Origin of the sequence: Maribacter aurantiacus (assembly GCF_005780245.1) — a bacterium.
Taxonomy (GTDB): domain Bacteria; phylum Bacteroidota; class Bacteroidia; order Flavobacteriales; family Flavobacteriaceae; genus Maribacter; species Maribacter flavus.
Map to the genome: position 1 here is coordinate 78,249 of NZ_VBUK01000013.1, position 26,329 is coordinate 104,577.

At 40.9% G+C, this 26,329-nt stretch carries 25 protein-coding genes and 5 tRNA genes; 25 read left to right on the forward strand and 5 right to left on the reverse strand.

The window, feature by feature from the left end; genetic code table 11:
• Positions 1-29 precede the first annotated feature (29 nt).
• The 5 genes from FEK29_RS16510 to FEK29_RS16530 form a co-directional block, all read right to left on the reverse strand.
• Entirely contained in the window at positions 30-617 is a 588-nt protein-coding gene (locus tag FEK29_RS16510) for an anthranilate synthase component II (RefSeq protein ID WP_138259543.1), read from the reverse strand.
• Positions 618-2,015 (reverse strand): anthranilate synthase component I family protein, encoded by a 1,398-nt coding sequence (locus FEK29_RS16515; protein WP_138259544.1) that lies wholly within the window; start codon positions 2,013-2,015, stop codon positions 618-620.
• Between the two features lie 231 nt (positions 2,016-2,246).
• On the reverse strand, positions 2,247-2,828 hold the full coding sequence (locus FEK29_RS16520) for a YceI family protein (RefSeq protein WP_138259545.1): 582 nt from the start codon (positions 2,826-2,828) through the stop codon (positions 2,247-2,249).
• A gap of 35 nt (positions 2,829-2,863) precedes the next feature.
• Positions 2,864-3,496 (reverse strand): NAD(P)H-dependent oxidoreductase, encoded by a 633-nt coding sequence (locus FEK29_RS16525; protein ID WP_138259546.1) that lies wholly within the window; start codon positions 3,494-3,496, stop codon positions 2,864-2,866.
• A gap of 4 nt (positions 3,497-3,500) precedes the next feature.
• Entirely contained in the window at positions 3,501-3,947 is a 447-nt protein-coding gene (locus FEK29_RS16530; protein WP_138259547.1) for a MarR family winged helix-turn-helix transcriptional regulator, read from the reverse strand.
• 132 nt (positions 3,948-4,079) lie between these two features.
• Between FEK29_RS16530 and FEK29_RS16535 the strand changes: the two genes are divergently transcribed.
• The 25 genes from FEK29_RS16535 to FEK29_RS16655 all read left to right on the forward strand — a co-directional run bounded on the left by FEK29_RS16535 (position 4,080) and on the right by FEK29_RS16655 (position 26,328).
• Positions 4,080-4,391 (forward strand): rhodanese-like domain-containing protein, encoded by a 312-nt coding sequence (locus FEK29_RS16535; RefSeq protein WP_138259548.1) that lies wholly within the window; start codon positions 4,080-4,082, stop codon positions 4,389-4,391.
• A 58-nt stretch (positions 4,392-4,449) separates the two neighbouring features.
• On the forward strand, positions 4,450-5,730 hold the full coding sequence (locus FEK29_RS16540) for a DUF2851 family protein (protein ID WP_138259549.1): 1,281 nt from the start codon (positions 4,450-4,452) through the stop codon (positions 5,728-5,730).
• A gap of 10 nt (positions 5,731-5,740) precedes the next feature.
• Positions 5,741-5,968 carry a PspC domain-containing protein gene (locus tag FEK29_RS16545; RefSeq protein ID WP_138259550.1) on the forward strand — a complete coding sequence of 76 codons (228 nt, stop codon included), beginning with the start codon at positions 5,741-5,743 and terminating at the stop codon, positions 5,966-5,968.
• 2 nt (positions 5,969-5,970) lie between these two features.
• A complete protein-coding gene (locus FEK29_RS16550; protein WP_138259551.1) occupies positions 5,971-6,984 on the forward strand; it encodes a potassium channel family protein in 1,014 nt (337 codons plus the stop codon).
• 78 nt (positions 6,985-7,062) lie between these two features.
• Positions 7,063-8,736 (forward strand): alanine/glycine:cation symporter family protein, encoded by a 1,674-nt coding sequence (locus tag FEK29_RS16555; protein ID WP_138259552.1) that lies wholly within the window; start codon positions 7,063-7,065, stop codon positions 8,734-8,736.
• 17 nt (positions 8,737-8,753) lie between these two features.
• Complete coding sequence (locus FEK29_RS16560) at positions 8,754-9,629, forward strand: helix-hairpin-helix domain-containing protein (RefSeq protein WP_240042774.1); 876 nt, start codon at positions 8,754-8,756, stop codon at positions 9,627-9,629.
• 4 nt (positions 9,630-9,633) lie between these two features.
• A complete protein-coding gene (locus FEK29_RS16565) occupies positions 9,634-10,803 on the forward strand; it encodes an acyl-CoA dehydrogenase family protein (protein ID WP_138259554.1) in 1,170 nt (389 codons plus the stop codon).
• A 97-nt stretch (positions 10,804-10,900) separates the two neighbouring features.
• Positions 10,901-11,095, forward strand: a complete 195-nt coding sequence (gene rpsU, locus FEK29_RS16570; protein ID WP_138259555.1) for a 30S ribosomal protein S21 — start codon at positions 10,901-10,903, stop codon at positions 11,093-11,095.
• An 87-nt stretch (positions 11,096-11,182) separates the two neighbouring features.
• Entirely contained in the window at positions 11,183-12,076 is an 894-nt protein-coding gene (locus tag FEK29_RS16575; RefSeq protein ID WP_138259556.1) for a tyrosine-type recombinase/integrase, read from the forward strand.
• A gap of 53 nt (positions 12,077-12,129) precedes the next feature.
• Entirely contained in the window at positions 12,130-12,432 is a 303-nt protein-coding gene (gene hpf, locus FEK29_RS16580; RefSeq protein ID WP_138259557.1) for a ribosome hibernation-promoting factor, HPF/YfiA family, read from the forward strand.
• Between the two features lie 102 nt (positions 12,433-12,534).
• Positions 12,535-12,608 (forward strand) — tRNA-Thr (locus FEK29_RS16585).
• Between the two features lie 141 nt (positions 12,609-12,749).
• Positions 12,750-12,831 (forward strand) — tRNA-Tyr (locus FEK29_RS16590).
• Positions 12,832-12,877: 46 nt separating this feature from the next.
• Positions 12,878-12,950 (forward strand) — tRNA-Gly (locus FEK29_RS16595).
• A 148-nt stretch (positions 12,951-13,098) separates the two neighbouring features.
• Positions 13,099-13,170, forward strand: a tRNA-Thr gene (locus FEK29_RS16600).
• Positions 13,171-13,225: 55 nt separating this feature from the next.
• Positions 13,226-14,413, forward strand: a complete 1,188-nt coding sequence (gene tuf, locus FEK29_RS16605; RefSeq protein ID WP_138259558.1) for an elongation factor Tu — start codon at positions 13,226-13,228, stop codon at positions 14,411-14,413.
• Positions 14,414-14,520: 107 nt separating this feature from the next.
• Positions 14,521-14,593, forward strand: a tRNA-Trp gene (locus tag FEK29_RS16610).
• Between the two features lie 127 nt (positions 14,594-14,720).
• Entirely contained in the window at positions 14,721-14,909 is a 189-nt protein-coding gene (gene secE / locus FEK29_RS16615; protein ID WP_138259559.1) for a preprotein translocase subunit SecE, read from the forward strand.
• A gap of 10 nt (positions 14,910-14,919) precedes the next feature.
• Complete coding sequence (gene nusG / locus FEK29_RS16620; RefSeq protein ID WP_138259560.1) at positions 14,920-15,471, forward strand: transcription termination/antitermination protein NusG; 552 nt, start codon at positions 14,920-14,922, stop codon at positions 15,469-15,471.
• Positions 15,472-15,537: 66 nt separating this feature from the next.
• A complete protein-coding gene (gene rplK / locus FEK29_RS16625) occupies positions 15,538-15,975 on the forward strand; it encodes a 50S ribosomal protein L11 (RefSeq protein WP_138259561.1) in 438 nt (145 codons plus the stop codon).
• A gap of 19 nt (positions 15,976-15,994) precedes the next feature.
• On the forward strand, positions 15,995-16,684 hold the full coding sequence (gene rplA, locus FEK29_RS16630; RefSeq protein ID WP_138259562.1) for a 50S ribosomal protein L1: 690 nt from the start codon (positions 15,995-15,997) through the stop codon (positions 16,682-16,684).
• Between the two features lie 25 nt (positions 16,685-16,709).
• On the forward strand, positions 16,710-17,225 hold the full coding sequence (gene rplJ, locus FEK29_RS16635) for a 50S ribosomal protein L10 (protein ID WP_138259563.1): 516 nt from the start codon (positions 16,710-16,712) through the stop codon (positions 17,223-17,225).
• 50 nt (positions 17,226-17,275) lie between these two features.
• Positions 17,276-17,656, forward strand: coding sequence for a 50S ribosomal protein L7/L12 (gene rplL / locus FEK29_RS16640; RefSeq protein WP_138259564.1), 381 nt, complete (start codon positions 17,276-17,278; stop codon positions 17,654-17,656).
• Positions 17,657-17,788: 132 nt separating this feature from the next.
• Positions 17,789-21,598 (forward strand): DNA-directed RNA polymerase subunit beta, encoded by a 3,810-nt coding sequence (rpoB, locus tag FEK29_RS16645; RefSeq protein ID WP_138259565.1) that lies wholly within the window; start codon positions 17,789-17,791, stop codon positions 21,596-21,598.
• Between the two features lie 57 nt (positions 21,599-21,655).
• Positions 21,656-25,954 carry a DNA-directed RNA polymerase subunit beta' gene (gene rpoC / locus FEK29_RS16650; RefSeq protein ID WP_138259566.1) on the forward strand — a complete coding sequence of 1,433 codons (4,299 nt, stop codon included), beginning with the start codon at positions 21,656-21,658 and terminating at the stop codon, positions 25,952-25,954.
• A 59-nt stretch (positions 25,955-26,013) separates the two neighbouring features.
• On the forward strand, positions 26,014-26,328 hold the full coding sequence (locus FEK29_RS16655; RefSeq protein WP_138259567.1) for a DUF3467 domain-containing protein: 315 nt from the start codon (positions 26,014-26,016) through the stop codon (positions 26,326-26,328).
• The last annotated feature ends 1 nt before the right edge of the window (position 26,329 follow it).

A 26,329-nucleotide genomic window follows, 5' to 3' on the forward strand; every position in this document is an offset into this window, starting at 1 on the left:
GACCTGTCAGGTTTTAAAACCTGACAGGTCTAAAAATCTTTTTTCTTTTTCTGGCCGTTTAACCAGTTTTCCAATATCTTCTTTCCGTTTGGAGTTAAAACCGACTCTGGGTGAAACTGTACGGCCCTTATGTCGTAATCTTTATGCCGTAGGGACATAATTTGTCCAGTTTCATCAAGGGAGGTTGCTTCCAAACATTCGGGTAATTTAGGGTTCACCACCCAAGAATGATACCTTCCTATTTCTATTTCCGTTTCAAGTCCATCGAAAATATAGTCATCAACTATAATATTTATTTGAGTAGCCACTCCATGGTAAACCTGGTCCAAATTTATAAGGGATCCCCCATAAACCTCCCCTATAGCCTGTTGACCTAGGCATACCCCAAAAATCCGTTTGGAGGGGCCATATTTTTCAATAATGGGTTTTAATAGCCCTGCTTCATCCGGGATACCCGGACCGGGTGAAAGTACTATTTCCTGATAGTTATCCACTTCCTCCAAGCTAAGTTGGTCATTTCTTTTTACGATTACTTCGCGGCCCAAATCCTCAAGATAGTGTACAAGGTTGAAGGTAAAACTATCGTAATTGTCTATCATTAAAATCTTCCGTGCCATTTAGATAGTTTCAGCAATTTCTAGGGCCTTGTTTAATGCGCCCAATTTGTTATAGGTTTCTTGAAGTTCATCATTCGCATCGGACGCGGCTACGAGCCCTGCACCGGCTTGGAAATGAAGTTCATGGTTTTTACTGAGGAAGGTTCTGATCATAATGGCGTGGTTAAAGTTTCCGTTAAAATCCATAAAACCAATGGCTCCGCCGTAATAACACCGACTGGTTTTTTCATACTTTTCTATCAGTTGCATGGCCATATGTTTTGGCGCACCGCTCAAAGTGCCGGCCGGAAAGGTATCGGCAACTATTTTCAACGTTGAAATATCCGGTTTTTTCATCCCAGTTACCTTTGAAACCAAATGGATTACATGTGAAAAATATTGTACTTCCCGGTAGGTGTCTACTTGGACCAAGTTTCCATTTCTGCTCAAGTCATTTCTGGCCAAATCCACTAACATGACATGTTCACTGTTCTCCTTATCATCCTGGGCTAATTTTTTGGCGAGTTCCGCATCCTTTTCGTCGTTTCCGGTACGTTTGTAGGTACCGGCAATGGGATGTATCTCGGCCTTTCCCTCCTTAACAATAAGTTGGGCTTCAGGGGAGCTTCCAAAAATCTTGAAATCGCCATAATCAAAAAAGAACAGATAGGGTGAAGGGTTTATAGAGCGTAAAGCCCTGTAAACGTTAAACTCGTCCCCTTTGAATTTTTGGGAGAACCTTCTGGAAAGTACCAACTGAAAAACATCGCCCCGTTTACAATGCTTTTTGGCCAGTTCCACATGTTCCTTGTACTCTTCATCCTTCAGGTTGGTTTTGGCATCGCCTTCCTTGGAAAAATTATAGGATGCAAATGTGCGAACGTTCAATAGTCTCTCAATCTCGGCAATGTTGTTTTCGGATTCAAAACAGTGGGCAAAGATGTAGGCCTCGTTCTTAAAATGGTTGATGGCGATTACATTCTTGTAAACGGCATAAAAAATATCCGGAATTTCAACGGAATCTGGTTTTTTGGAAATTTCAACATCCTCAAAATAGCGAACGGCGTCGTAGGCCATAAAACCAAAAAGACCGTTTGTAATGAACTTAAAATCCTGTTTTGTGGTGTTGAAACTTTTTGCGAATGTGTCCATTTCATGGATGACATCCACATGGGCATCGATTTCAACCTTTTCCTTGGAACCATCTGGAAACTCTTTTGAAATACATTCATTTTGAACCTTGATGGAAGCAATGGGATTACAGCAGATATAGGAAAAACTGTTATCGTTGGCATGATAGTCGCTACTTTCCAGCAAGATGCTGTTGGGAAACTTATCCCTTATTTTTAAGTAGACGCTTACGGGGGTTATGGTATCCGCAAGAATTTTTTTTGAGAATGTCTGAATTTTAAATGACATGATACGATTGAAAATTAAAAAAGGCCTGTCGTGATGACAAGCCTCTATATTTTTTACATGGAGAACCAGCTCACGAATACCGTCGTAAGTTGTTCCACCACCAGATATTTTTTACTACTAACATGGGTGTAAATATAGAAAGGAAAATGAAAGTCTCAAATTTTCTTTCAAAAAAAATCCCTCTAGAAAAACTTTCCAAGGGACTTTAATTTAAAATGGGTGTATTACCTTTTATAAGGCTAAATCAACGACCAAGTCAAACTCATCGTAAATCGCTTTGTCCCCAAGATTGTCAAAAAAGCTTCCAGAACCATAGCGAACATCGTACTTTGCCCTGTCTACCTTAAGGGTAGCGGTGGCCTTATTTTCGTAAATGGAAACCACAAAGGTTACTGGATTTGTCTTTCCTTTGATGGTCAAGTCTCCCTTCACGGAATAGGAGTTCTTGTTCATGGATTCTGCGGAAGTGATTACCAATTTTGCGGTCGGGTGGTTTTCAACACCAAAGAAATCGTCTGATTTTAAGTGTCCTTCCAATTTTTCCTTTCCTTCACCTGCGGCCATGTCTAAGTTGGTAATGGAAGTCATATCCACCACAAACTCACCGCCTGTAAGTTTGTTGCCGTCCATTTCCAAATGGCCGGATTTAAGGTTGATCGTTCCTTCGTGGGAACCGGTCACTTTATACCCTTTCCAAGTAATCTTACTTTCGCTAACGTTCACTTCTTTCTTCTCTTTTTCAATTGGGGAGTTGGCCGTTGCGGAAAATCCGAATACTAGAGCCAATGCAATGCTTAAAACTGATTTTTTCATGTTTCTAATTTAAATGTTTGAATACTAATTTTTGTTTATAAATGGGTGAATAATCTTTCTTTTGGGTAAAGAACTTTTGGCAGGTGCTGGGTTTCATCGGATGACGCCCTGTAGCCAATGGCCAATACGACCGAAGCATTTAGGTTGGCTTCCTTCAGCCCCAATATTTCATTGTACTTTTCATTCTCAAAACCTTCAATGGGGCAAGTATCAATTTTCATGGAGGCGGCCACGGTCATTAAATTACCAAGGGCCAAATATACCTGCCTGGCCGTCCAGCTATTTTTGTGTTCATTGGGGAGTCCCATTAGTTTCGACTTCATAAAATCCGAATACCCTTTAACGGCTTCGTGGGTAATGCCCCGGGTCTGAACCACATTGTCCAAATAGTCGTCTACCAAATCCTCACCAAAGGAATTTTTGTTGGCAAACACGATGACATGGGAGGCATCCGTTATTTGTGATTGGTTCCATGTGACAGGTTTTAATTTTTCCCTGAGTTCTTTATTTTCGATTACGAAAATATGGTAAGGTTGGAGGCCATAGGATGAGGCGCTCAGTCTAGTTGCTTCCAAAAGTGTTTCCAAATCCTCCGAATTAACCTTCTTGGTTGTATCGAATTTTTTGGTAGCATAGCGCCAATTCAAATCATGTATAATGTCCTTCATTTCCTTAAAATTTATCCAATAGACTATTTAACTCTTTTAACTCTGTCGTAGAAAAGTTCTTAAGAATGTCCTTTTCCATTTCAAATTTTATGCCATCGATTTCATTTAAAACATCCAAACCCTTTGTAGTGATTTTGATTTCTACTTTCCTTCTGTTCTGCGGACATATTTTTCTGATGACATAATCTTTGGCCAACAATTTGTCAACCAACCTTGTAGTATTGCTCATTTTCGTGACCATCCTTTCATTTATGGTGGATAGGTTGGCAGGCTTATTTTCCTGGCCCCTTAAAATGCGCAATACATTGAACTGTTGAATGGAAATTCCAAAGGGTTTTAACGAGGCCGACATCATTTCATTGATCTTGTTGGTAACCAATGTCAGATGAATGATGGTCCTTGCTTCCAAGGGAATTTCTTTTTTTGTTTTTATGATTTTCTCAACGTTCATGTACAAACAATATTTGTATATACAAATGTATGTTGATTCAAAGGAATTATCCTAATCCAACCGATTTAATTTTTTGTTAAAATTATTTTTGACCGATTTCAAATAGATCCGTTATTTTTGAAAAAAACTATTATGGCAGACTTATCGCAAGAGGAATGGGCCTCTAGGCTAGAGAAGGACGACAATGCAATCATTTTGGATGTACGTACCGATACCGAAGTTGAGGAAGGGTTTATACCCAATTCGGTCAATATCGATATTTACAAAGGTCAAGGATTTATAGATGAACTTGAAAAGATGGACAAATCAAAGAACTACTACGTTTATTGCAGGTCCGGCAACAGATCTGGTCAGGCATGTGCCATAATGAACAGTCTCGGTTTTGAAAACGCCTTTAATCTGGAGGGAGGATTTATGAATTGGGAAGGCGAAGTGGCCGAGTAAAATGGATTTAAATTCTTAACTTGGAGACCCGCATCTAGCGGGTCTTTTTTATTCTATCATGCGCGAAGACCTGTTGCACTACATCTGGAATTTTAAAAAGTATCCCCAACAGGGATTAAGGACCACGAATGGGGATAATCTCTCCATAATCAATACAGGTTCCCACAATCATTTGCGTGGCCCCGATTTTTTTAATGCCCAGGTACGGATTGGAGATCAGCTTTGGGCGGGGAACGTTGAAATCCATATAAATGCATCGGACTGGTACGCGCACCATCATGAGAAGGATTCGAATTATGATAATGTTATACTACATGTTGTTTGGAACGATGATATATCGGTATACCGTAAAGATGGTACGGAAATACCTACCTTAGAACTAAAAAATCAAATAGATACCCATTTGATGGCAACATATCGGGAACTGATGAAGGCCAATTCAGGGAAATTTATCAATTGCGAAAAGAACATTGCAGAAATCCCGGAATTCGAATTCAATAATTGGCTGGAGCGTATGTTTCTGGAACGCTTGGAGGAAAAATCCAAGGTAATCGAGAATCTTCTTCAAACCTTTAAAAATGACTGGGAAAAAGTATTGTTTACCTTGTTGTTGAAAAACTTCGGCTCAAAAATAAATGGAGACGCCTTTTTCCAGTTAGGCCAGAATTTGGATTTTGCCAAGGTAAGGCACTTACTGGGTAAACCCTTGGAATTGGAAAGCTTGTTATTTGGGATGGCAGGGCTATTGGAATCTGAAGAAGGGCTAGACTTTTATTATAAGGAACTGCAGACTACATACAGGTTTTTAAATGCCAAATATGAATTGGGGAATATTCCAATTTCAAACGTTTCCTTCTTTAAATTAAGACCGCCAAATTTTCCAACCATACGCTTGTCCCAATTTGCGATGTTGTATGCCTCTTCCCATAATTTGTTCCAAGACCTAATACATATTCCTGAAATCGAACTTTATGGCCTCTTCAAGGTAAAGGCCAGTTCCTATTGGGATACCCATTACAATTTTGGCAAGGAATCCCAAAAGTCGCCCAAAATTATATCGAAAAGTTTTGTGGACCTTTTGATTATAAATACGATTATTCCCTTACGGTTCTGTTATTTCAGACATAAGGGCAACTACAATTCAGATTCCTTACTTTCCATAATGAAAGATTTAGGCGAAGAAAAAAATGGTGTCATTGGGAATTTCAAACTTTTGGGCGTTCATGTGGGTACGGCTTTTGAAAGTCAGGCAATCCTACAACTGTACACTAATTATTGTACCAAGAATAAATGTCTTGACTGTGCCGTTGGGAACAGATTATTGAATTTAAAATCCTAATTTTACTTTTATGGACATTTTATATAATTTGTTGCATTATCTTCAGAAAAGGGGTTTTGAGGTATGTAGAAGGATTGCGGACCGACTTGGAATTAGGGCAAGGGTGGTACGAACTTCCTTCATTTACCTGACCTTCGTAACCCTTGGATTTGGATTTGCCCTGTACTTGTTTTTGGCATTTTGGTTAAAGATTAAGGATTTGATCTATACCAAAAGAACTTCCGTATTTGATTTATAATCATGATAAAGCTCTTTCGTTCCAAACTATATGTAGCCCTATTATTAATGGTAGTGGTCCTATTTTTTGGGGTTTTGGGATACCGGTATATAGCCGATTATTCATGGATAGATGCTCTCTACATGACCATAATTACGGTGACGACAGTTGGCTTTTCCGAAGTACGCCCCATGGATATCGAAGGAAAGATTTTCACCGTCGTCCTGATAGTCACCAGTGTTTTTATCTTTGGTTTTGCCATTTCCGTTATAACGGAATATCTTTTGAGTAGAAACAGTCCGCAAAAATTAAAATTGAAAAAAGTGAAAAATACGATCGATAAATTATCAAACCATGTAGTAGTCTGTGGTTTTGGTCGAAACGGAATGCAGGCGGCAGAAAGGCTAAAAGCCTACAAAAAGCCGTTCGTAGTAATCGAACGGGACAAGGAGCTTTTGGAAAAATACGATGACGATATTCTTTTTATGGAGGGAGATGCCAACGAAGATGAGGTTTTGCTAGCGGCAGGAATTGATAGGGCAAAATACTTGATTGTCACATTGCCGGACGATGCGGCCAATCTGTTCGTGGTGCTTTCGGCACGGCAATTAAATACCACCCTTTTTATAATTAGCAGGGCTTCCCAGGTAACCTCTCAACGGAAACTACAGTTGGCAGGAGCCAATAAAGTGATAATGCCGGATAAAATAGGGGGGGACCATATGGCCTCATTGGTCGTTATGCCCGATCTTATAACGTTTATGGATAAACTCTCCGTGGAAGGGGAGCATACAACGAATCTGGAGGAAGTTGCCATCGAGGATTTTTCCGATCAGATGGATTGTAGCTCCTTAAGAGATTTGGATTTGCGCAGAAAAACCGGGTGTACCATCATTGGATACATCGCACCTGATGGCGAATATATAATAAATCCGGAAGCAGACCTTCCGTTACAGCCAAAAAGTAAGGTGATTGTTTTGGGCCGGCCAGAGCAAATTCGAAAGTTGAACGAAATGTTCCATATTGAGTTGAGTTAATTCAACGTTATAATTTGATTGGGTTCATTTTTTTTGTGATATTGCCAAACTAACTAACTAAAAAATCCAAAAAAGAATATGAAGTATAGACTTCTGAGTTTTTGTACGTTCCTATTACCACTTATATCCATGGCCCAAGAGGCCCAAGAAATTGGAATAGATGAAAAAATTGATCAAGTTTTCGGAGATCTTACTGGTTGGTTCGTAAACTTTATTTTTTATCAAATACCTTTTTCTGAGAACATAAAAATTTATTGGGTATTGTTTCCACTTATTCTTGGTGCAGGTTTTTTTACATTTTACTTCAAATTTATCAATTTCACTGGTGTGTGGACTGCCATAAAGGTGGTAATGGGTAAGTATGAGGATATTGAAAAATACGGTGCCAAGGAATTATATGGGGAAGAGGGTATTGCCGCAGGTGTAGATATGAACAAAGTGGAAAGTTTGGACAAGCACTTGGCAGACAACAAGGATGAAATTGTGGTTGACGGAGATATTCTGGATACCATAAGGGATGAGAGTTCGAGTGGGGAAGTTTCCCATTTTCAAGCACTTACTGCGGCGCTATCTGCAACAGTAGGTTTGGGAAATATAGCTGGTGTTGCCGTGGCAGTTTCAATAGGCGGTGCAGGTGCGACTTTTTGGATGATTATAGCCGGACTTTTGGGAATGGCCTCCAAATTTGTGGAATGTACCTTGGGAGTTAAGTACAGGGACGTAGGTAAGGATGGAACCATATTTGGTGGTCCTATGTATTATTTAAATAAAGGTTTAAAAAACAAAACTTTAGGAAAAATATTGGCTGGTGCTTTCGCTATAATGTGCATTGGTGGTTCATTTGGTGGGGGAAATATGTTTCAAGTGAATCAAGCGGTACAGCTCTTTGAAAATATGACCGGAGGTACGGAATCTTTCTTATATGGCTACAGATGGGCCTTCGGTGTTGTTATGGCCATCTTGGTCGGTATTGTAATAATAGGAGGTATCAAATCCATTGCCAAGGTTACGGATAAAATCGTTCCGTTTATGGTCATTATTTATGTGGGTGCATCTATTTTCGTCCTTGTGGCCAAATTTGATATGATCGGTTGGGCCTTTAATGAAATTATCCAAGGGGCCTTTGCACCTGTAGGAATTGTTGGTGGGGCAGTGGGTGTTATGATCCAAGGATTTAGACGGGCCGCCTTTTCCAATGAGGCGGGTGTTGGGTCAGCTTCAATTGCCCACTCTGCAGTTAGGACAAAATACCCTGCCTCCGAAGGCCTTGTTGCTCTTTTGGAGCCTTTCATAGATACTGTGGTAGTATGTACAATGACCGCTTTGGTACTTATCATTACTGGAAATGTAGATCCAGGTAATGCTGGGTTGAACGATGCAGATGCTATCTTATTGACTTCCGGTGCTTTTGGTTCCGTTATTAGTTGGTTCCCCTATGTATTAACGGTGGCCGTGGTCCTTTTTGCCTTTAGTACGCAAATTTCTTGGTCTTATTATGGTTATCAGGCGTGGGCATATCTTTTTGGGAGAACGAAGAAAACGGAGTACACTTATAAAATCATTTTTTGTTTATTCGTTATCGTGGGAGCATCCGCGAGTATGAGTTCCGTAATTGGGTTTTCAGATGCCATGATTTTTGGTATGATGGTGCCTAATATGATAGGGATAGTAATCTTGGCGCCAAAAGTAAAAGGAGAGTTAAAAAGATACATGGACGCAATAAGGCTCAAAGTAAAAGCAGTTACGGAATAGTGATTAATTGAATAACATTGAGAAAATCCCACATAAAGTTTACAAAACAAGAGCGAAGTGGGATTTTCTTTTTGTTGTTGATCATCATCATTGTTCAAGGTGCCTTTTGGTTTTACAAGCGGTCTTCCAGTGTGGCTACCCATTCTTTACATCTGGATAAGGAAATCCAAGGTAAGATAGATGCGCTTAAAGAGGAAACCAAAAAGCGGGATAATTTGGTGATATTCCCCTTCAATCCAAATTTTATTTCGGACTATAAAGGCTACACCTTGGGGATGACTGTAGAGGAGATAGATCGTCTTCACGAGTTCAGGGAGCAAAATCGGTTTATAAACAACACGGAAGAATTTCAAGAGGTAACAGGAGTTTCGGATTCTCTTTTGAATAGGCTGTCACCATATTTCAAGTTTCCGGAGTGGGTCAAAAATAGTGGCATCACTGATAGGAATCCCCAGGTTGGCGAAAAAAGCAAGAGGCCCCTTGATATTCCACTGAAGGACCTCAACCAAGTTACCGTTCAAGAATTAATGGAAATCCGTGGTATAGGAAATGTACTTTCCGAAAGAATCATAAAGTTCAGGGACAGATTGGGCGGGTTTTTGTTGGATGAGCAATTGTACGATGTTTTTGGACTGGAACCCGAAGTTGCCGCACGTGTCCTTGAAAGATATAAAGTATTGAAGGCACCAGCAATTGAAAAGGTCAACATTAATACCGCCAGCGCAAAGGAATTATCTAAAATAGGCTATATTTCTAGAAGTCTTGCAGAGGGAATTGTCAGGTTTCGGGAAGAGAACGGCGAAATAACTTCCTTCGATGAATTGCGGCAAATCGAGAATTTTCCAACCAATCGGATAAATAGATTTCCTTTATATTTGTCGCTCAAAAAATAAAGCTATGGAGAATATGTACTTCACTGAAGAACATCTTTTATTTAGGCAAAGCCTAAAGGATTTTTTACAGAAAGAAGTAGTACCCCATATTGAAAAATGGGAGCAGACCGGTACCATCGAAAGGTTTATTTGGGAAAAGTTTGGGGAGATGGGTTATTTTGGCCTCGCTACACCGGAAGAAGATGGCGGTTTAGGTCTGGATCTTTTTTACACGGTTATTTTTTTGGAGGAACTACAAAAGATAAATTCCGGTGGTTTCGCGGCCGCGATGTGGGCACACGCTTATCTGGCCATGACGTATTTGAACAAGAGGGCAAAGGGTGATATCAGGAAAAAATATCTTGAGCCAAGTGCGGTTGGTAAATTGATTGGTTGCCTTGGTGTTACGGAACCTTATGGCGGAAGTGATGTCGCAGGTATGAGAACCACGGCGGTAAAAAGGGGCAATACCTATGTAATCAATGGTTCAAAAACCTTCATTACAAATGGTGTTTATGGAGACTATATTATTCTGGCGGCCAAAACGGACGCTTCGGCAGGGAATAAAGGAATCAGTATTTTTGTCGTCGACAGAAAAGCGGAGGGCGTAACTGCAAATAAGCTGAACAAACTAGGATGGAGGGCTTCGGATACTGCCGAACTTGCATTCGACAATGTTGAAATCCCGGAAGAAAATTTATTGGGCGAGGAAGGTATGGGATTCTCATATATCATGGAAGCGTTCGCTCTGGAACGTCTTGTTATGGGAATCAACGCACATGCTAGGGCGGAATATGCCTTGGAATATGCCTTGCAATATATGTCCGAACGGGAGGCGTTTGGCAAGACCATCGATCAATTTCAGGCTTTGCGTCATAGGATCGTGGACCTTCATGCCGATATGGAAATTTGTAAACATTATAATTATTTTGTGGCAGGCCGATTGGACAAAGGGGAATACGTTGTAAAGGAGGCGACCATTTCTAAGCTTAAATCCACAAAAATGGCCGATGAGGTCGCTTATGAATGCCTGCAATTTCTGGGTGGTTACGGATACATTGAGGATTACCCCATGGCCCGTTTGTTACGGGATAGTAGATTGGGCCCTATTGGTGGTGGAACCTCTGAGATATTGCGGGAAATTATTGCAAAGATCATCATAGATAAAAAAGAATATCGGCCTACAACGAATTAATGACAATTTCCTGTTCAAATTAGGCATTAATGTTGTCCATGTGAAATTAGTTATTATCTTTGCGGCCTTAATCACAAAAGAAAGGAGGTTGTAGCCCATGTTAATAATACCAGTTAAAGAAGGAGAAAACATAGATAGAGCTTTAAAACGTTTCAAAAGAAAGTTTGACAAGACAGGTACAATGAGGCAGTTGAGAAAACGTCAGCAGTTTACCAAGCCTTCCGTAGAGCGCAGAGCCCAAATACAGAAAGCACAGTATATTCAAAGTCTAAGGGACCAAGAGGAAATTTAGACTTTTATACATACAGCATCAAATCCCGCACTTTGCGGGATTTTTTGTTTTTGACGTTTTCTTCTCGGTAATTCCTAACTTTGGTATATGCACTTAAATCAATTCACGGACTATCTCGCCCTGGAAAAAAAGTATTCCGTTCATACGGTACAGGCCTACGGAACCGATCTTATTGAATTTCGGGATTTTTGTGAATCGGAATATTCCATTGGGGATATCGATGATGTCGCCTATACCATAATAAGGAGTTGGATCGTGTCCATGTCCGATATCGGCATTTCAAACCGTACGATCAATCGAAAAGTTGCTTCTTTAAAAGCTTATTATAAATTCCTTCAAAAGATTGACATACTACAGGTGAGTCCTCTTTTGAAGCACAAGGCCTTGAAAACCCCTAAAAAATTAGAGACGCCTTTTTCTGAAAATGAGATGCAACAAGTTTTGAACGAAATTCCGTATTCCAAGGATTTTGACGGTTTGCGGGATCAGCTCATTATCCATATTCTTTATATTTCGGGTATCCGAAGGGCAGAATTGGTAAATATTAAAGTAAAGGATATAGATCTTGGGGAGAAAACAGTAAAGGTTTTGGGAAAAAGAAACAAGGAACGGATCATTCCCCTATTACCGGAGACGATACGTTTTATTGACGATTATCTAGCTGAACGAAACACAATCGCCGAAGCTAAAAATACCGACTATCTATTCTTGACCAATAAGGGCAATAAAATATATGAAACCCTTGTTTATAGAATTATAAATAAGTATTTTAGAAAGGTTTCCGCTAAGGTTAAAAAAAGCCCTCATGTTCTTAGGCATACCTTTGCAACCCATCTATTGAATAAGGGAGCCGATTTAAATTCGGTGAAGGAATTACTGGGGCATGCAAGTTTGGCCTCAACTCAGGTTTACACGCATAACAGCATAGCGGAACTCAAAAGAATACATGCTTCTTCCCACCCTAGAGGGAAAAACAAATGATTGTTAAATCCGGTCCCTGGTCTAGATAAAGGGGCGTTCAAATTTTTTAGCTTATGAAAGTAAACGCACAATCCGTGAATTTTAATGCAGATATTAAACTGATAAATTTTCTGCAAACCCGTTTGGATAAGTTGGAGACGTTTTATGATAAGGTCATAAGTTCCGATGTTTATTTAAAGGTGGAGAATACTAGTTCTAAAGAGAACAAGATTGTGGAAATTAAGTTAAATGTTCCAAAGAACCATTTCGTAGTAAAAAAGCAGTGCAAATCCTTTGAGGAAGCGGTAGATACTGCATGTAATTCCTTGGAGCGTAAATTGATCAAGAACAAGCAAAAATTAAGGGCACATGCTTGATTAAAATTTTTCGAAATTTATTTTGAAAAAACAAATAAATCTATACATTTGCAGTCCGTTAGAAATAGCGGACTTTTTTGTGCCGAAAAAAGCATTAAAAGTGCCGATGTAGCTCAGCTGGCTAGAGCAGCTGATTTGTAATCAGCAGGTCGTGGGTTCGAGTCCCTCCATCGGCTCTTGAAATAGTGAAAAAGCATCAGGATGCAACCAAAAAGTGAATAAATACGCTTTTGTTTGTGGGGGCGAGAAGTTTATCCTGAGCGAAGTCGAAGGAAGTCCCTCCATCGGCTCCAAAGTTCTTAAAATACTGATAAGGCGGGGAGATACTCAAGCGGCCAACGAGGGCAGACTGTAAATCTGCTGACTATGTCTTCGCAGGTTCGAATCCTGCTCTCCCCACATAGCTTTAGCATCGGTATTAAATTGAAATTTTGAAATTAAACAAGCGGGAGTAGCTCAGTTGGTAGAGCGTCAGCCTTCCAAGCTGAATGTCGCCGGTTCGAACCCGGTCTCCCGCTCAAAATAAACTGGAAGCCCTTTTTAATAGGTCTTAAGTTTATACAGGGTTATGTTGGGACGGAATTTTGTCCTGGCCCTGTTTTCTTGACTTTATAGTCATTCCTGCGAAGGCAGGAATTTACCATTTAGGTAGATTCGACACTTTACGCCGGTGTAGCTCAGGGGTAGAGCGTTTCCTTGGTAAGGAAGAGGTCACGAGTTCAAATCTCGTCATTGGCTCAATTAAGGTATAAATTTGTACACTAATATAAACTAAGATTAAAATTCAATAAACATGGCAAAGGAAACTTTCGATCGTTCCAAACCGCACTTAAATATTGGTACTATTGGACACGTGGATCACGGTAAAACTACATTGACTGCTGCTATCACAGAAGTTCTGTCTAACGCAGGTCTTTCTGAAAAGAGAAGTTTCGATTCTATCGACAACGCTCCAGAGGAAAAAGAAAGAGGTATCACAATCAATACATCGCACGTAGAGTATCAAACAGCTAACCGTCACTATGCGCACGTTGACTGTCCTGGTCACGCGGATTACGTGAAGAACATGGTTACTGGTGCCGCCCAGATGGATGGTGCTATTTTGGTGGTTGCCGCTACGGATGGTCCTATGCCACAAACTCGTGAGCACATCCTATTAGGTCGTCAGGTAGGTATTCCTAGAATCGTTGTTTTCTTGAACAAGGTTGACATGGTTGACGATGAGGAATTATTGGAGTTGGTTGAAATGGAAGTTAGGGAATTGCTTTCTTTCTACGAGTACGATGGTGATAATGGACCTGTAATTTCTGGTTCTGCCCTAGGTGCTTTGAACGGTGAGCAAAAATGGGTTGATACCGTTATGGCTTTGATGGATGCTGTTGATGAGTGGATCGAATTGCCTACTAGGGATGTGGATAAACCTTTCTTGATGCCTGTTGAAGACGTATTTACGATCACTGGTCGTGGTACTGTGGCAACCGGTAGGATTGAAACAGGTGTTGCCAACACTGGTGATGCTGTTGACATCATTGGTATGGGAGCTGAGAAATTGTCCTCTACCATTACTGGGGTTGAGATGTTCCGTAAGATTTTGGATAGAGGTGAAGCTGGTGATAACGTTGGTATCTTGTTGAGAGGTATTGAGAAGTCAGATATCAAAAGAGGTATGGTTATCTGTAAGCCAGGTTCTGTTAAGCCACATGCTAAATTCGAGGCTGAAGTCTATATTTTGAAAAAAGAAGAAGGTGGACGTCACACGCCATTCCATAATAACTACCGTCCACAGTTCTATGTAAGAACTACTGACGTTACCGGTAACATTTCCCTTCCTTCGGGAGTAGAAATGGTAATGCCTGGTGATAACCTTACAATTACTGTTGATTTGATTCAGCCCATCGCTCTTAGCGTAGGTCTACGCTTCGCTATCCGTGAAGGAGGTAGAACAGTAGGTGCTGGTCAGGTAACTAAGATTTTGGATTAATCCAATATTTTAAGGTACTATATATTTTAAGGGTGTCCGTCTATTGACGGATACCTTTAAATGTAAATATAAAGGCGTGTCATCCAAAGTTTTGGTGGTACGCAAATACGGGTGTAGCTCAGTTGGTAGAGCACTGGTCTCCAAAACCAGGTGTCGGGAGTTCGAGTCTCTCCTCCCGTGCTGAACAAAGAAAAATCAGGATAAGTGACGTTTTGCCTGAGCGAAGTTGAGGGCAATTTTCCTTTCCGTGTTTTAAGAAGTTGGTCGTGTAAACAAATCCTAATTTTTGAAATCTAATACAGTAGAAATGCTTACATACATAAAAGAATCCGTTGAAGAATTGAGGAATAATGTTACCCTTCCTTCTAGGGCGGAAGCCTCTAACCTTATGGTAGTGGTTGCTGTTTTTTCCATATTGTTCGCTTTGGCAACTTGGGGTGTGGATACGGTCTTTAGTAAAGTCGTTCAGCTGTATTTTGATTATGTATTAAACTAATTTGAGCTCTATGTCAGAAGTATTGGAAAAGAAATGGTACGTAGTTAGGGCTGTAAGTGGTCAGGAAAACAAAATTAAGGGCTACATCGAGAGTGAGGTAGAGCGCCATGGTTTTTCGGATTATCTGGAGGAGGTTCTTGTTCCAACCGAAAAGGTGATTCAAATTAGAAATGGAAAGAAAATTAACAAGGAAAGGGTTTATTTTCCTGGTTATATAATGGTTAAGGCCAATTTAGGAGGTGAAATGGTCCATATAATCCGTTCCATAACCAATGTAATTGGTTTTTTAGGTGAAACTAAAGGCGGTGACCCTGTTCCTCTTAGAAAGTCTGAAGTCAATAGGATGCTTGGTAAGGTTGATGAATTGACCGTGAATACGGACAGTGTGGCCATACCATTCGTTTTTGGTGAGACTGTAAAGGTTATCGATGGGCCATTTAATGGGTTTAACGGTACCGTAGAAAAAATTAACGAGGAAAAGCGTAAGCTTGAAGTTATGGTGAAGATTTTCGGAAGAAAGACACCATTGGAATTGAGCTATATGCAAGTAGAAAAGATTTAAGATAATTGTTACATATTTAAAAGTAGTGTTGCTTCCATTAACACACTTTCAATTTAATTTTAAACAATGGCAAAAGAAGTAGGTAAAGTAGTTAAACTACAAGTTAGGGGAGGTGCAGCGAATCCATCGCCACCGGTTGGACCCGCCTTAGGTGCTGCCGGTGTTAACATCATGGAGTTCTGTAAGCAGTTCAATGCCCGGACCCAGGACAAACAAGGTAAGGTATTACCTGTTGTTATCACCGTTTATAAGGACAAGTCTTTCGACTTTGTCGTTAAAACACCACCAGCGGCAGTTCAGCTATTGGAAGCGGCTAAGATTAAAAAGGGATCTGGCGAACCTAACAGAGTAAAATTGGGTAGTGTAACCTGGGATCAAATCAAGGCAATCGCCGAGGATAAGATGGCAGACCTTAACGCATTTACGATCGAATCAGCAATGAGTATGATTGCTGGTACCGCTCGTTCCATGGGTATGAAGGTTGCAGGTAAAAGACCTTTTTAAAATCTTTAAAAGCAATTAAATGGCAAAGTTGACAAAGAAGCAAAAGGAAGCGCACTCTAAAATAGAAAAGGATAAACTTTATTCCTTGGAAGAGGCTTCTGCTTTAGTAAAAGAAATAACAAGCACTAAGTTTGACGCATCTGTTGATATAGCCGTGCGCTTGGGTGTAGATCCACGTAAGGCGAATCAAATGGTACGAGGGGTGGTTACACTTCCCCATGGAACCGGTAAAGATGTAAAAGTATTGGCTTTGGTTACTCCTGACAAGGAAGCCGAAGCTATAGAAGCAGGTGCTGACTATGTTGGATTGGACGAATATTTGGATAGAATAAAAAATGGTTGGACAGATGTTGATGTTATCATCACGATGCCAAGCGTTATGGGAAAACTTGGACCTTTAGGACGTGTTCTTGGACCAAGAGGTTTAATGCCCAATCCAAAAACAGGTACTGTGACTATGGATATTGCCAAAGCCGTATCTGAGGTTAAAGCGGGTAAAATCGACTTTAAGGTTGACAAAACTGGTATCGTACATGCTGCAATTGGGAAAGTTTCTTTCTCTCCAGATAAGATTGCAGGAAATGCAAAGGAGTTGTTGGAAACCTTGAACAAGATGAAACCAACCGCTGCTAAAGGTGTTTACATGAAAAGTATTTTCTTGTCCAGCACCATGAGCCCAAGTGTTCAATTAGACCCAAAGTCAGTTTAAGCACTGCTGGTTAAAAATATCAATTATGACAAGAGAAGAAAAAGCAACGGTTATACAGGATTTAACTACGCAGTTGGGTGAAAATTCCATAATATATCTAGCGGATATTTCCGGAATGGACGCTGGAGCAACTTCCGATTTGAGGAGAGCTTGTTTCAAGGCAAATATCAAACTGGCAGTAGTTAAGAATACATTGCTTGCGAAAGCAATGCAAGCTTCCGAAAAGGAATTTGGTGAGCTTCCAGAAGTATTAAAGGGTAATACCTCTTTAATGTTCTCTGAAGTAGGTAATGCTCCGGCAAAACTTATTAAGAATTTCAGGAAAAAATCCAATAAACCTTTATTGAAAGGTGCTTTTGTTGAGGAAGCAATTTATGTGGGTGATGAAACTTTGGATGCTTTAGTAAGCATTAAGTCTAAAGAGGAAATGATTGGAGAAGTAATTGGATTGTTACAATCTCCAGCGAAAAACGTTATTTCCGGACTTAAATCTGGCGGTGGAAAACTTGCCGGTATCCTTAAGACATTATCAGAAAAATAAGTACGCACTAAAAACTAAGTATATTTTAAAATTTTATTAAACGATAGAAAATGGCAGATTTAAAAGATTTCGCAGAACAATTGGTTAACCTTACTGTTAAGGAAGTAAACGAACTAGCCAATATATTAAAAGAAGAATACGGTATTGAGCCCGCTGCTGCTGCAGTAGCTGTTGCTGCTGGTGGTGGTGCCGCTGAAGCTGGTGAGGCCGCTGAGGAAAAATCAGAATTCGATGTAATTTTGAAATCAGCAGGTGCTTCCAAACTAGCTGTAGTTAAATTGGTTAAGGAATTGACCGGACTTGGCTTGAAAGACGCTAAGGATATCGTTGATAGCGCACCAAAAGCTGTTAAGGAAGGTATCGCTAAAGACGAAGCGGAAGGTATCAAAAAATCATTGGAAGAAGCAGGAGCGGAAGTTGAGCTTAAATAATAGCTTTAACCATATTACTTTTGGTTTAGGTCTTTTCGCTTTTTGCGGTTAGACCTAAGCCTTTTTATAGAATTAGGTATATCAAGGGGTATACCACCCAAATAGTACTCACGATCAAAACACTGTCCGTAGATGTTCACAAATCAGACTGAAAGAATAAATTTTGCATCCGCTAAGAATACTCCGCAATATCCGGATTTCTTGGACATTCAGATTAAATCCTTTCAAGATTTTTTTCAACTTGAAACCAAATCTGACCAGAGAGGTGATGAGGGATTGTACAATACCTTCATGGAAAACTTTCCTATCACTGATACCCGTAATCAGTTCGTACTGGAATTTTTAGATTATTTTATTGACCCGCCAAGATATTCCATCCAAGAATGTATCGAGCGTGGACTTACTTATAGTGTTCCCTTAAAGGCAAGGTTGAAATTGTATTGTACCGATCCTGAACACGAAGATTTTGAAACTATAGTACAGGATGTTTATCTGGGGACCATTCCTTACATGACACCTAGTGGTACTTTTGTTATAAATGGAGCGGAAAGAGTTGTTGTATCACAGTTGCACCGTTCTCCTGGTGTATTCTTTGGGCAATCTTTTCACGCCAACGGAACAAAATTGTATTCTGCCAGGGTAATTCCTTTCAAAGGTTCTTGGATTGAATTTGCTACCGATATCAATGGTGTTATGTACGCCTATATCGATAGAAAGAAAAAATTACCGGTTACCACCTTATTCAGGGCCATTGGTTTTGAAAGGGATAAGGATATTTTGGAAATTTTTGACCTTTCTGAAGAGGTAAAGGTTTCCAATGCCGGACTTAAAAAAGTATTGGGTCGTAAACTCGCTGCAAGGGTTTTGAACACTTGGCACGAGGATTTTGTGGATGAAGATACGGGTGAAGTAGTTTCCATTGAAAGGAACGAAATCATTTTGGACCGTGATACTGTTTTGGAAAAAGAGCATATTGCCGAAATTTTGGAGGCTGATGTGAAGACCATTCTTTTGCACAAAGAAAACAATGCACAGTCGGATTATGCTATTATCCACAATACCTTACAAAAGGACCCAACAAACTCTGAAAAGGAGGCTGTTGAGCATATTTACAGACAATTACGTAACGCCGAGCCGCCCGATGAGGAAACGGCAAGGGGTATTATTGACAAATTGTTCTTCTCTGATCAACGTTACAACCTAGGTGAGGTGGGTCGTTACAGAATGAACAAGAAGTTAGGTCTTGATATTGGAATGGACAAGCAGGTCTTGACCAAAGAGGATATCATTACCATCATAAAATATTTGATTGAGCTGATCAACTCCAAAGCGGAGATCGATGACATTGACCACCTTTCAAACCGTCGTGTACGTACCGTGGGTGAGCAATTGTCGCAACAATTTGGTGTAGGTCTTGCCCGTATGGCAAGGACCATCCGTGAGCGAATGAACGTAAGGGACAATGAGGTATTTACACCGATCGATTTGATCAATGCGAAGACCTTATCTTCTGTAATCAACTCCTTCTTTGGTACCAACCAGTTATCGCAGTTCATGGACCAGACGAATCCGTTGGCGGAGATTACGCACAAAAGAAGGTTATCGGCTCTTGGACCAGGCGGTCTTTCCAGGGAAAGGGCAGGCTTCGAGGTTCGTGACGTTCATTACACGCATTACGGACGTTTATGTCCTATCGAAACTCCTGAAGGTCCAAACATTGGTTTGATATCCTCTTTATCGGTATTCGCCAAAGTAAACCCTATGGGCTTCTTGGAAACACCTTACAGAAAGGTAGAAGATTCCAAAGTCGATTTGGAAAATTACACCTATTTAAGTGCAGAGGAAGAGGAAGGAATGAAAATTGCCCAGGCAAACATTCCTTTGAAGGAAAATGGACAGATTGATACGGATAAGGTTATTGCAAGGGAGGAGGGTGACTTCCCAGTAGTAGATCCGGCAGAGATTCACTACACGGACGTTGCACCAAACCAGATTGCATCCATTTCCGCTTCCTTGATTCCGTTCTTGGAGCATGATGATGCGAACCGTGCCTTGATGGGCTCAAACATGATGCGTCAGGCTGTTCCCCTTCTAAAGCCTCAATCACCCATTGTTGGTACCGGTCTGGAAAGACAGGTAGCATCAGATTCCAGGGTATTGATCAATGCCGAAGGTGATGGTACCATTGAATATGTGGATGCTGAAAAAATCACCATAAAGTACGATAGAACGGACGAAGAAAGATTGATTTCTTTTGACGAGGATGAAAAAACATACTACTTGGTGAAGTTCAGAAAAACGAACCAAGGTACTAGTATTAACCTGAAGCCCATCGTAAAGAAAGGGGATAGGGTCAAAAAAGGCCAAGTATTATGCGAAGGATATGCCACCGAAAAAGGTGAATTGGCCTTGGGAAGAAACCTTACCGTTGCATTCATGCCTTGGAAGGGATATAACTTTGAGGATGCTATTGTGATTTCCGAAAAAGTGGTACGCGAGGATATTTTTACGTCCATCCACGTGGACGAGTATTCCTTGGAAGTTCGCGATACTAAATTAGGTGCAGAGGAACTTACCCATGATATTCCAAACGTCTCAGAAGAGGCCACAAAGGATTTGGATGAAAACGGTATGATCCGTATTGGAGCTGAAGTAAAGCCAGGCGATATTCTTATCGGTAAGATTACGCCAAAAGGAGAATCCGATCCTACACCAGAGGAGAAATTGCTACGTGCCATCTTTGGGGATAAGGCGGGTGATGTGAAAGATGCCTCTTTGAAGGCTTCACCATCCTTAAGCGGTGTAGTAATCGATAAAAAACTTTTCTCAAGATCTGTGAAGGATAAGAGAAAACGTTCAGAGGACAAGGAGGAACTTTCCAAATTGGAATTGGAATACGAAGTAAAATTCCAGGAATTAAAGGATATTCTGGTAGAGAAGTTGTTTACCCTGGTAAATGGAAAAACTTCCCAAGGTGTATTGAATGATTTGGGTGAGGAGGTATTACCAAAGGGTAAGAAATATACCATGAAGATGTTGAACTCCGTGGACGATTTCGCACACTTGGTGAGCGGAAGCTGGACTACGGATACGGATACCAACAATTCTGTTGCCGATTTGCTTCACAACTATAAGATCAAGTTGAACGATCTTCAAGGAAACTTGAGAAGGGATAAGTTTACGATTTCCGTTGGGGATGAATTACCAGCGGGTATTATGAAATTGGCCAAAGTCTATATTGCCAAAAAACGTAAGCTTAAAGTAGGTGATAAAATGGCGGGCCGTCACGGTAACAAAGGTATCGTATCCAGAATCGTGCGTCAGGAGGATATGCCTTTCTTAGAGGACGGAACACCGGTTGATATTGTATTGAACCCGTTAGGTGTACCTTCCCGTATGAACATTGGTCAGATATATGAAACCGTGTTAGGTTGGGCCGGATTGAAATTAGGTAGAAAATTCGCTACCCCAATTTTTGATGGTGCATCCTTGGATGAAATCAACGCCTATACGGATGAGGCCGGTATCCCTAGATTTGGACATACACATCTTTATGATGGTGGTACAGGGCAGCGTTTTGACCAGCCGGCAACAGTTGGTGTTATCTACATGCTGAAATTAGGTCACATGGTAGATGATAAGATGCATGCACGTTCCATAGGACCTTACTCTTTGATTACGCAACAGCCATTGGGTGGTAAAGCACAATTTGGTGGTCAGCGTTTTGGGGAGATGGAAGTTTGGGCCTTGGAGGCATACGGTGCATCGGCAACCTTACGTGAAATATTGACTGTTAAATCGGATGATGTTATCGGAAGGGCCAAGACCTACGAATCCATCGTAAAAGGTGAGACGATGCCGGAACCTGGTTTGCCAGAATCTTTCAACGTATTGATGCACGAGCTTAAGGGATTAGGCTTGGATATCAGGTTGGAAGAATAACGATGGTCTTTAAGAGGCTGTTTTAAACACATTTAAAATCATTATCAGTACGCTATTATGGCTAGATTAAAAGATAATAACCAAGTAAAAAGGTTTGATAAAATTTCAATCGGATTGGCTTCGCCCGAAGCAATTTTGGCAGAGTCCAGAGGTGAGGTTTTAAAGCCTGAAACAATCAATTATAGAACCCACAAACCGGAACGTGACGGATTGTTCTGTGAGCGTATATTCGGACCTGTGAAGGACTACGAATGTGCGTGTGGAAAGTATAAGAGAATCCGTTACCGAGGTATTGTTTGTGACCGATGTGGTGTTGAAGTTACCGAGAAAAAGGTACGTAGGGATAGGGTAGGTCATATCAATTTAGTGGTTCCTGTCGCACATATTTGGTATTTCCGTTCCTTACCGAATAAAATCGGGTACTTGTTAGGGCTGCCTTCCAAGAAATTGGATATGATCATCTACTACGAAAGGTATGTAGTAATTCAGCCTGGTATCGCCAAAGGTCCAGAGGGAGAGGAAATCCAAAAAATGGATTTCTTGACTGAAGAGGAATATCTGAACATTTTGGAGTCCATTCCACAAGAGAATCAATACTTGGAGGATACCGATCCGAACAAGTTTATCGCCAAGATGGGTGCGGAATGTTTGATAGATCTTTTGGGCAGAATCAATTTAAAGGAACTATCTTTTGAATTGAGGCACAAGGCAAATACGGAGACTTCCAAACAAAGAAAAACCGAGGCTCTAAAGAGACTTCAAGTTGTTGAGGCCTTAAGGGAGTCCCAGGACAATCGTGAGAACCTTCCAGAGTGGATGATCATGAAGGTTATTCCGGTTATTCCGCCAGAATTAAGACCGTTGGTTCCTTTGGATGGTGGTCGTTTCGCAACTTCCGATTTGAACGACCTTTACAGAAGGGTTATTATCAGAAACAATCGTTTAAAGAGGTTGGTTGAGATAAAGGCACCGGAAGTTATTCTAAGAAACGAGAAACGTATGCTTCAGGAAGCCGTGGATTCTCTTTTTGACAATACAAGAAAAGCATCGGCGGTTAAAACGGAATCAAATAGACCTTTAAAATCCCTTTCGGATTCTTTGAAGGGTAAACAAGGTCGTTTCCGTCAAAACCTTCTTGGTAAGCGGGTGGATTACTCCGCACGTTCGGTTATCGTTGTAGGACCTGAAATGAAATTGTTCGAATGTGGTCTTCCAAAAGATATGGCTGCCGAGCTATACAAGCCTTTCGTAATTAGGAAATTGATTGAAAGGGGTATTGTAAAAACGGTGAAGTCCGCCAAGAAAATAATAGATAAGAAAGAGCCTGTTGTTTGGGATATTTTGGAAAATGTCCTGAAAGGACATCCGGTATTGCTGAACCGTGCCCCTACATTACACAGATTGGGTATTCAGGCATTTCAGCCCAAATTGATTGAAGGTAAGGCTATTCGTTTGCACCCATTGGTTTGTACCGCCTTTAACGCGGATTTTGATGGTGACCAGATGGCGGTTCACCTTCCGTTGGGCCCTGAGGCCATTTTGGAAGCACAACTTTTGATGTTGGCTTCCCATAATATCTTGAACCCGGCAAATGGTTCGCCAATTACGGTACCTTCCCAGGATATGGTCTTGGGTCTGTATTATATGACAAAAGAGCGTAAATCTACGCCGGAAGTTCCAGTAAAAGGTGAAGGTTTGACTTTCTATTCCGCAGAAGAAGTGGAAATCGCTTTCAACGAAGGAAAAGTCGCGTTGAACGCCGGTATTAAAGTTAGGGCGAAGGATTTTAATGAAGCAGGAGAATTGGTATACCAGATTATTCCAACTACCGTGGGAAGGGTATTGTTCAACATGGAAGTGCCCGAAGCTGCCGGTTATATCAATAAGGTATTGAACAAGAAATCTCTAAGGGATATCATTGGTGACATTCTTTCCGTTACCGATGTGCCAACTACTGCGGATTTCTTGGACAAGATCAAGACTATGGGATACGAGTTCGCTTTTAAAGGCGGATTGTCCTTTAGCTTGGGGGATATCATTATCCCCGAAGAAAAGCACGATATGATCAATGATGCCAATGGTCAGGTTGATGGTATTATGGCCAACTATAACATGGGTCTTATAACCAATAACGAACGTTACAATCAGGTAATCGATGTGTGGACGTCCACGAACGCAATGTTGACCGAATTGGCCATGAAGCGTATCAGGGAAGATCAGCAAGGCTTTAACTCTGTGTACATGATGCTTGATTCGGGAGCTAGGGGTTCCAAGGAACAGATTCGTCAGTTGACAGGTATGCGAGGATTGATGGCGAAGCCGAAGAAATCGACTGCAGGTGGTGGAGAGATTATTGAAAACCCGATTCTTTCCAACTTTAAGGAAGGTCTTTCAATTCTTGAATACTTTATTTCTACGCACGGTGCACGTAAGGGACTTGCGGATACGGCTCTTAAAACAGCTGATGCCGGTTATCTAACGCGTCGTTTGGTGGATGTTTCCCAAGATGTTATTATCAATATCGAGGATTGTGAAACCTTACGAGGCGTAGAGGTTCAGGCATTGAAGAAAAACGAGGAAATAGTGGAGTCCTTGGGAGAAAGAATACTTGGTCGTGTATCCTTGCACGATGTGTATGACCCAATTTCTGAGGAGATGTTATTGAAGGCCGGTCAGGAAATCATGGAGTCCGATGTCAAGAAAATTGAAGCTTCGCCTATAGAAACGGTTGAGGTTCGTTCTGCACTGACTTGTGAGGCGCAACAAGGTATATGTGCCAAATGTTATGGAAGGAACCTTTCTACGAATAAGATGGTTCAAAGGGGTGAGGCCGTTGGTGTTGTCGCTGCGCAGTCCATTGGTGAACCAGGTACACAGTTAACGCTTCGTACTTTCCACGTGGGTGGTATCGCCGGAAACATTTCAGAGGATAATAAATTAGAAGCTAGATTCTCCGGTATTGCCGAGATTGAGGATTTGAGAACCGTAAAAGGTGAAAACTCTGAAGGTAAGCCCGTAGATATCGTAATTTCCAGAACAACCGAAATCAAGGTAGTGGATGCCAAAACTGGAATTACCTTAAGTACGAACAATATCCCATACGGTTCACAACTCTTTGTGGAGGATGGTGCCAAAGTTCAAAAAGGTGATGTGATTTGTTCTTGGGATCCCTATAATGGTGTTATCGTTTCTGAATTTCCAGGAAAAATTGCGTACGAAAACATTGAGCAAGGTGTTACCTATCAAGTAGAGATCGACGAACAAACAGGTTTCCAGGAGAAGGTAATTTCCGAATCAAGAAACAAAAAGTTGATTCCAACGCTTCTTATTCAGGATACTAAAGGAGAGACGCTACGTTCCTATAACTTACCTGTTGGTTCGCACATTATGGTGGACAATGGCGATAAGATAAAAGAAGGTAAGATCTTGGTTAAAATACCGCGTAAATCGGCCAAAGCGGGGGATATTACGGGTGGACTTCCAAGGGTAACGGAATTGTTCGAGGCGCGTAACCCATCGAATCCAGCAGTAGTTTCTGAGATAGACGGTGTTGTTTCTTTCGGTAAGATAAAAAGGGGTAACCGAGAAATCATTATCGAATCAAAATTGGGCGAGATAAAAAAATATCTTGTGAAACTTTCTAACCAGATTCTTGTTCAGGAAAATGACTACGTTAGAGCTGGTATGCCATTATCCGATGGATCTATTACACCAGAGGATATCTTGGCTATCAAAGGACCATCCGCAGTACAGCAATACCTGGTAAATGAGGTACAAGAGGTATATCGTTTGCAAGGTGTAAAAATCAACGATAAACACTTTGAGGTCGTCGTACGGCAGATGATGCGTAAGGTAAGAATCGAAGATCCGGGAGATACTATTTTCTTGGAAAACCAATTGATTCACAAAGATGATTTCATTATTGAGAACGATGAGATTTTTGGTAAGAAAGTGGTGATGGATGCCGGTGATTCCGAAAACCTTAAACCAGGTCAAATCGTTACGCTTCGCGAACTACGTGACGAGAATTCCATTTTAAAACGTGGCGACAAGGCGTTGGTAGAGGCTAGGGATGCCATCGCGGCAACCGCAACGCCAATTTTGCAGGGTATTACCCGTGCTTCCCTACAAACTAAATCGTTTATATCCGCTGCTTCCTTCCAGGAAACGACCAAGGTACTGAACGAAGCTGCTGTAAGTGGTAAGGTGGACACCTTAGAAGGATTGAAGGAAAATGTAATTGTAGGACATAAAATACCAGCAGGTACAGGTATGAGGGACTATGAGAACATCATAGTTGGATCTAAGGAAGAATATGATGAGATAATGGCCAGAAAAGAGGCCTTGAGATTTTAAAGTTAAGAGCCCTCGTTAATGCGAGGGCTTTTTTAATTGTTATTTTTTTACTTACAAGTATGAGTGAAACTAAAAATCAAAAACAAAAGCAAATCAATATAGAGCTGGATGAAAAGACCGCCGAAGGGACATATTCCAATTTGGCCATTATAAATCATTCTGTTTCTGAATTTGTTGTAGATTTCATAAGTATGATGCCGGGTGCTCCAAAGGCCAAGGTCAAAAGTAGAATTATTTTGACGCCACAACATGCCAAAAAGTTCTTAAAGGCGCTCAATGAAAATGTACAGCGCTTTGAGAAGGCCCACGGAACCATTAGGGATTACGAACAGCCAGCAATACCGATGAATTTTGGGCCCACGGGAGAAGCATAAA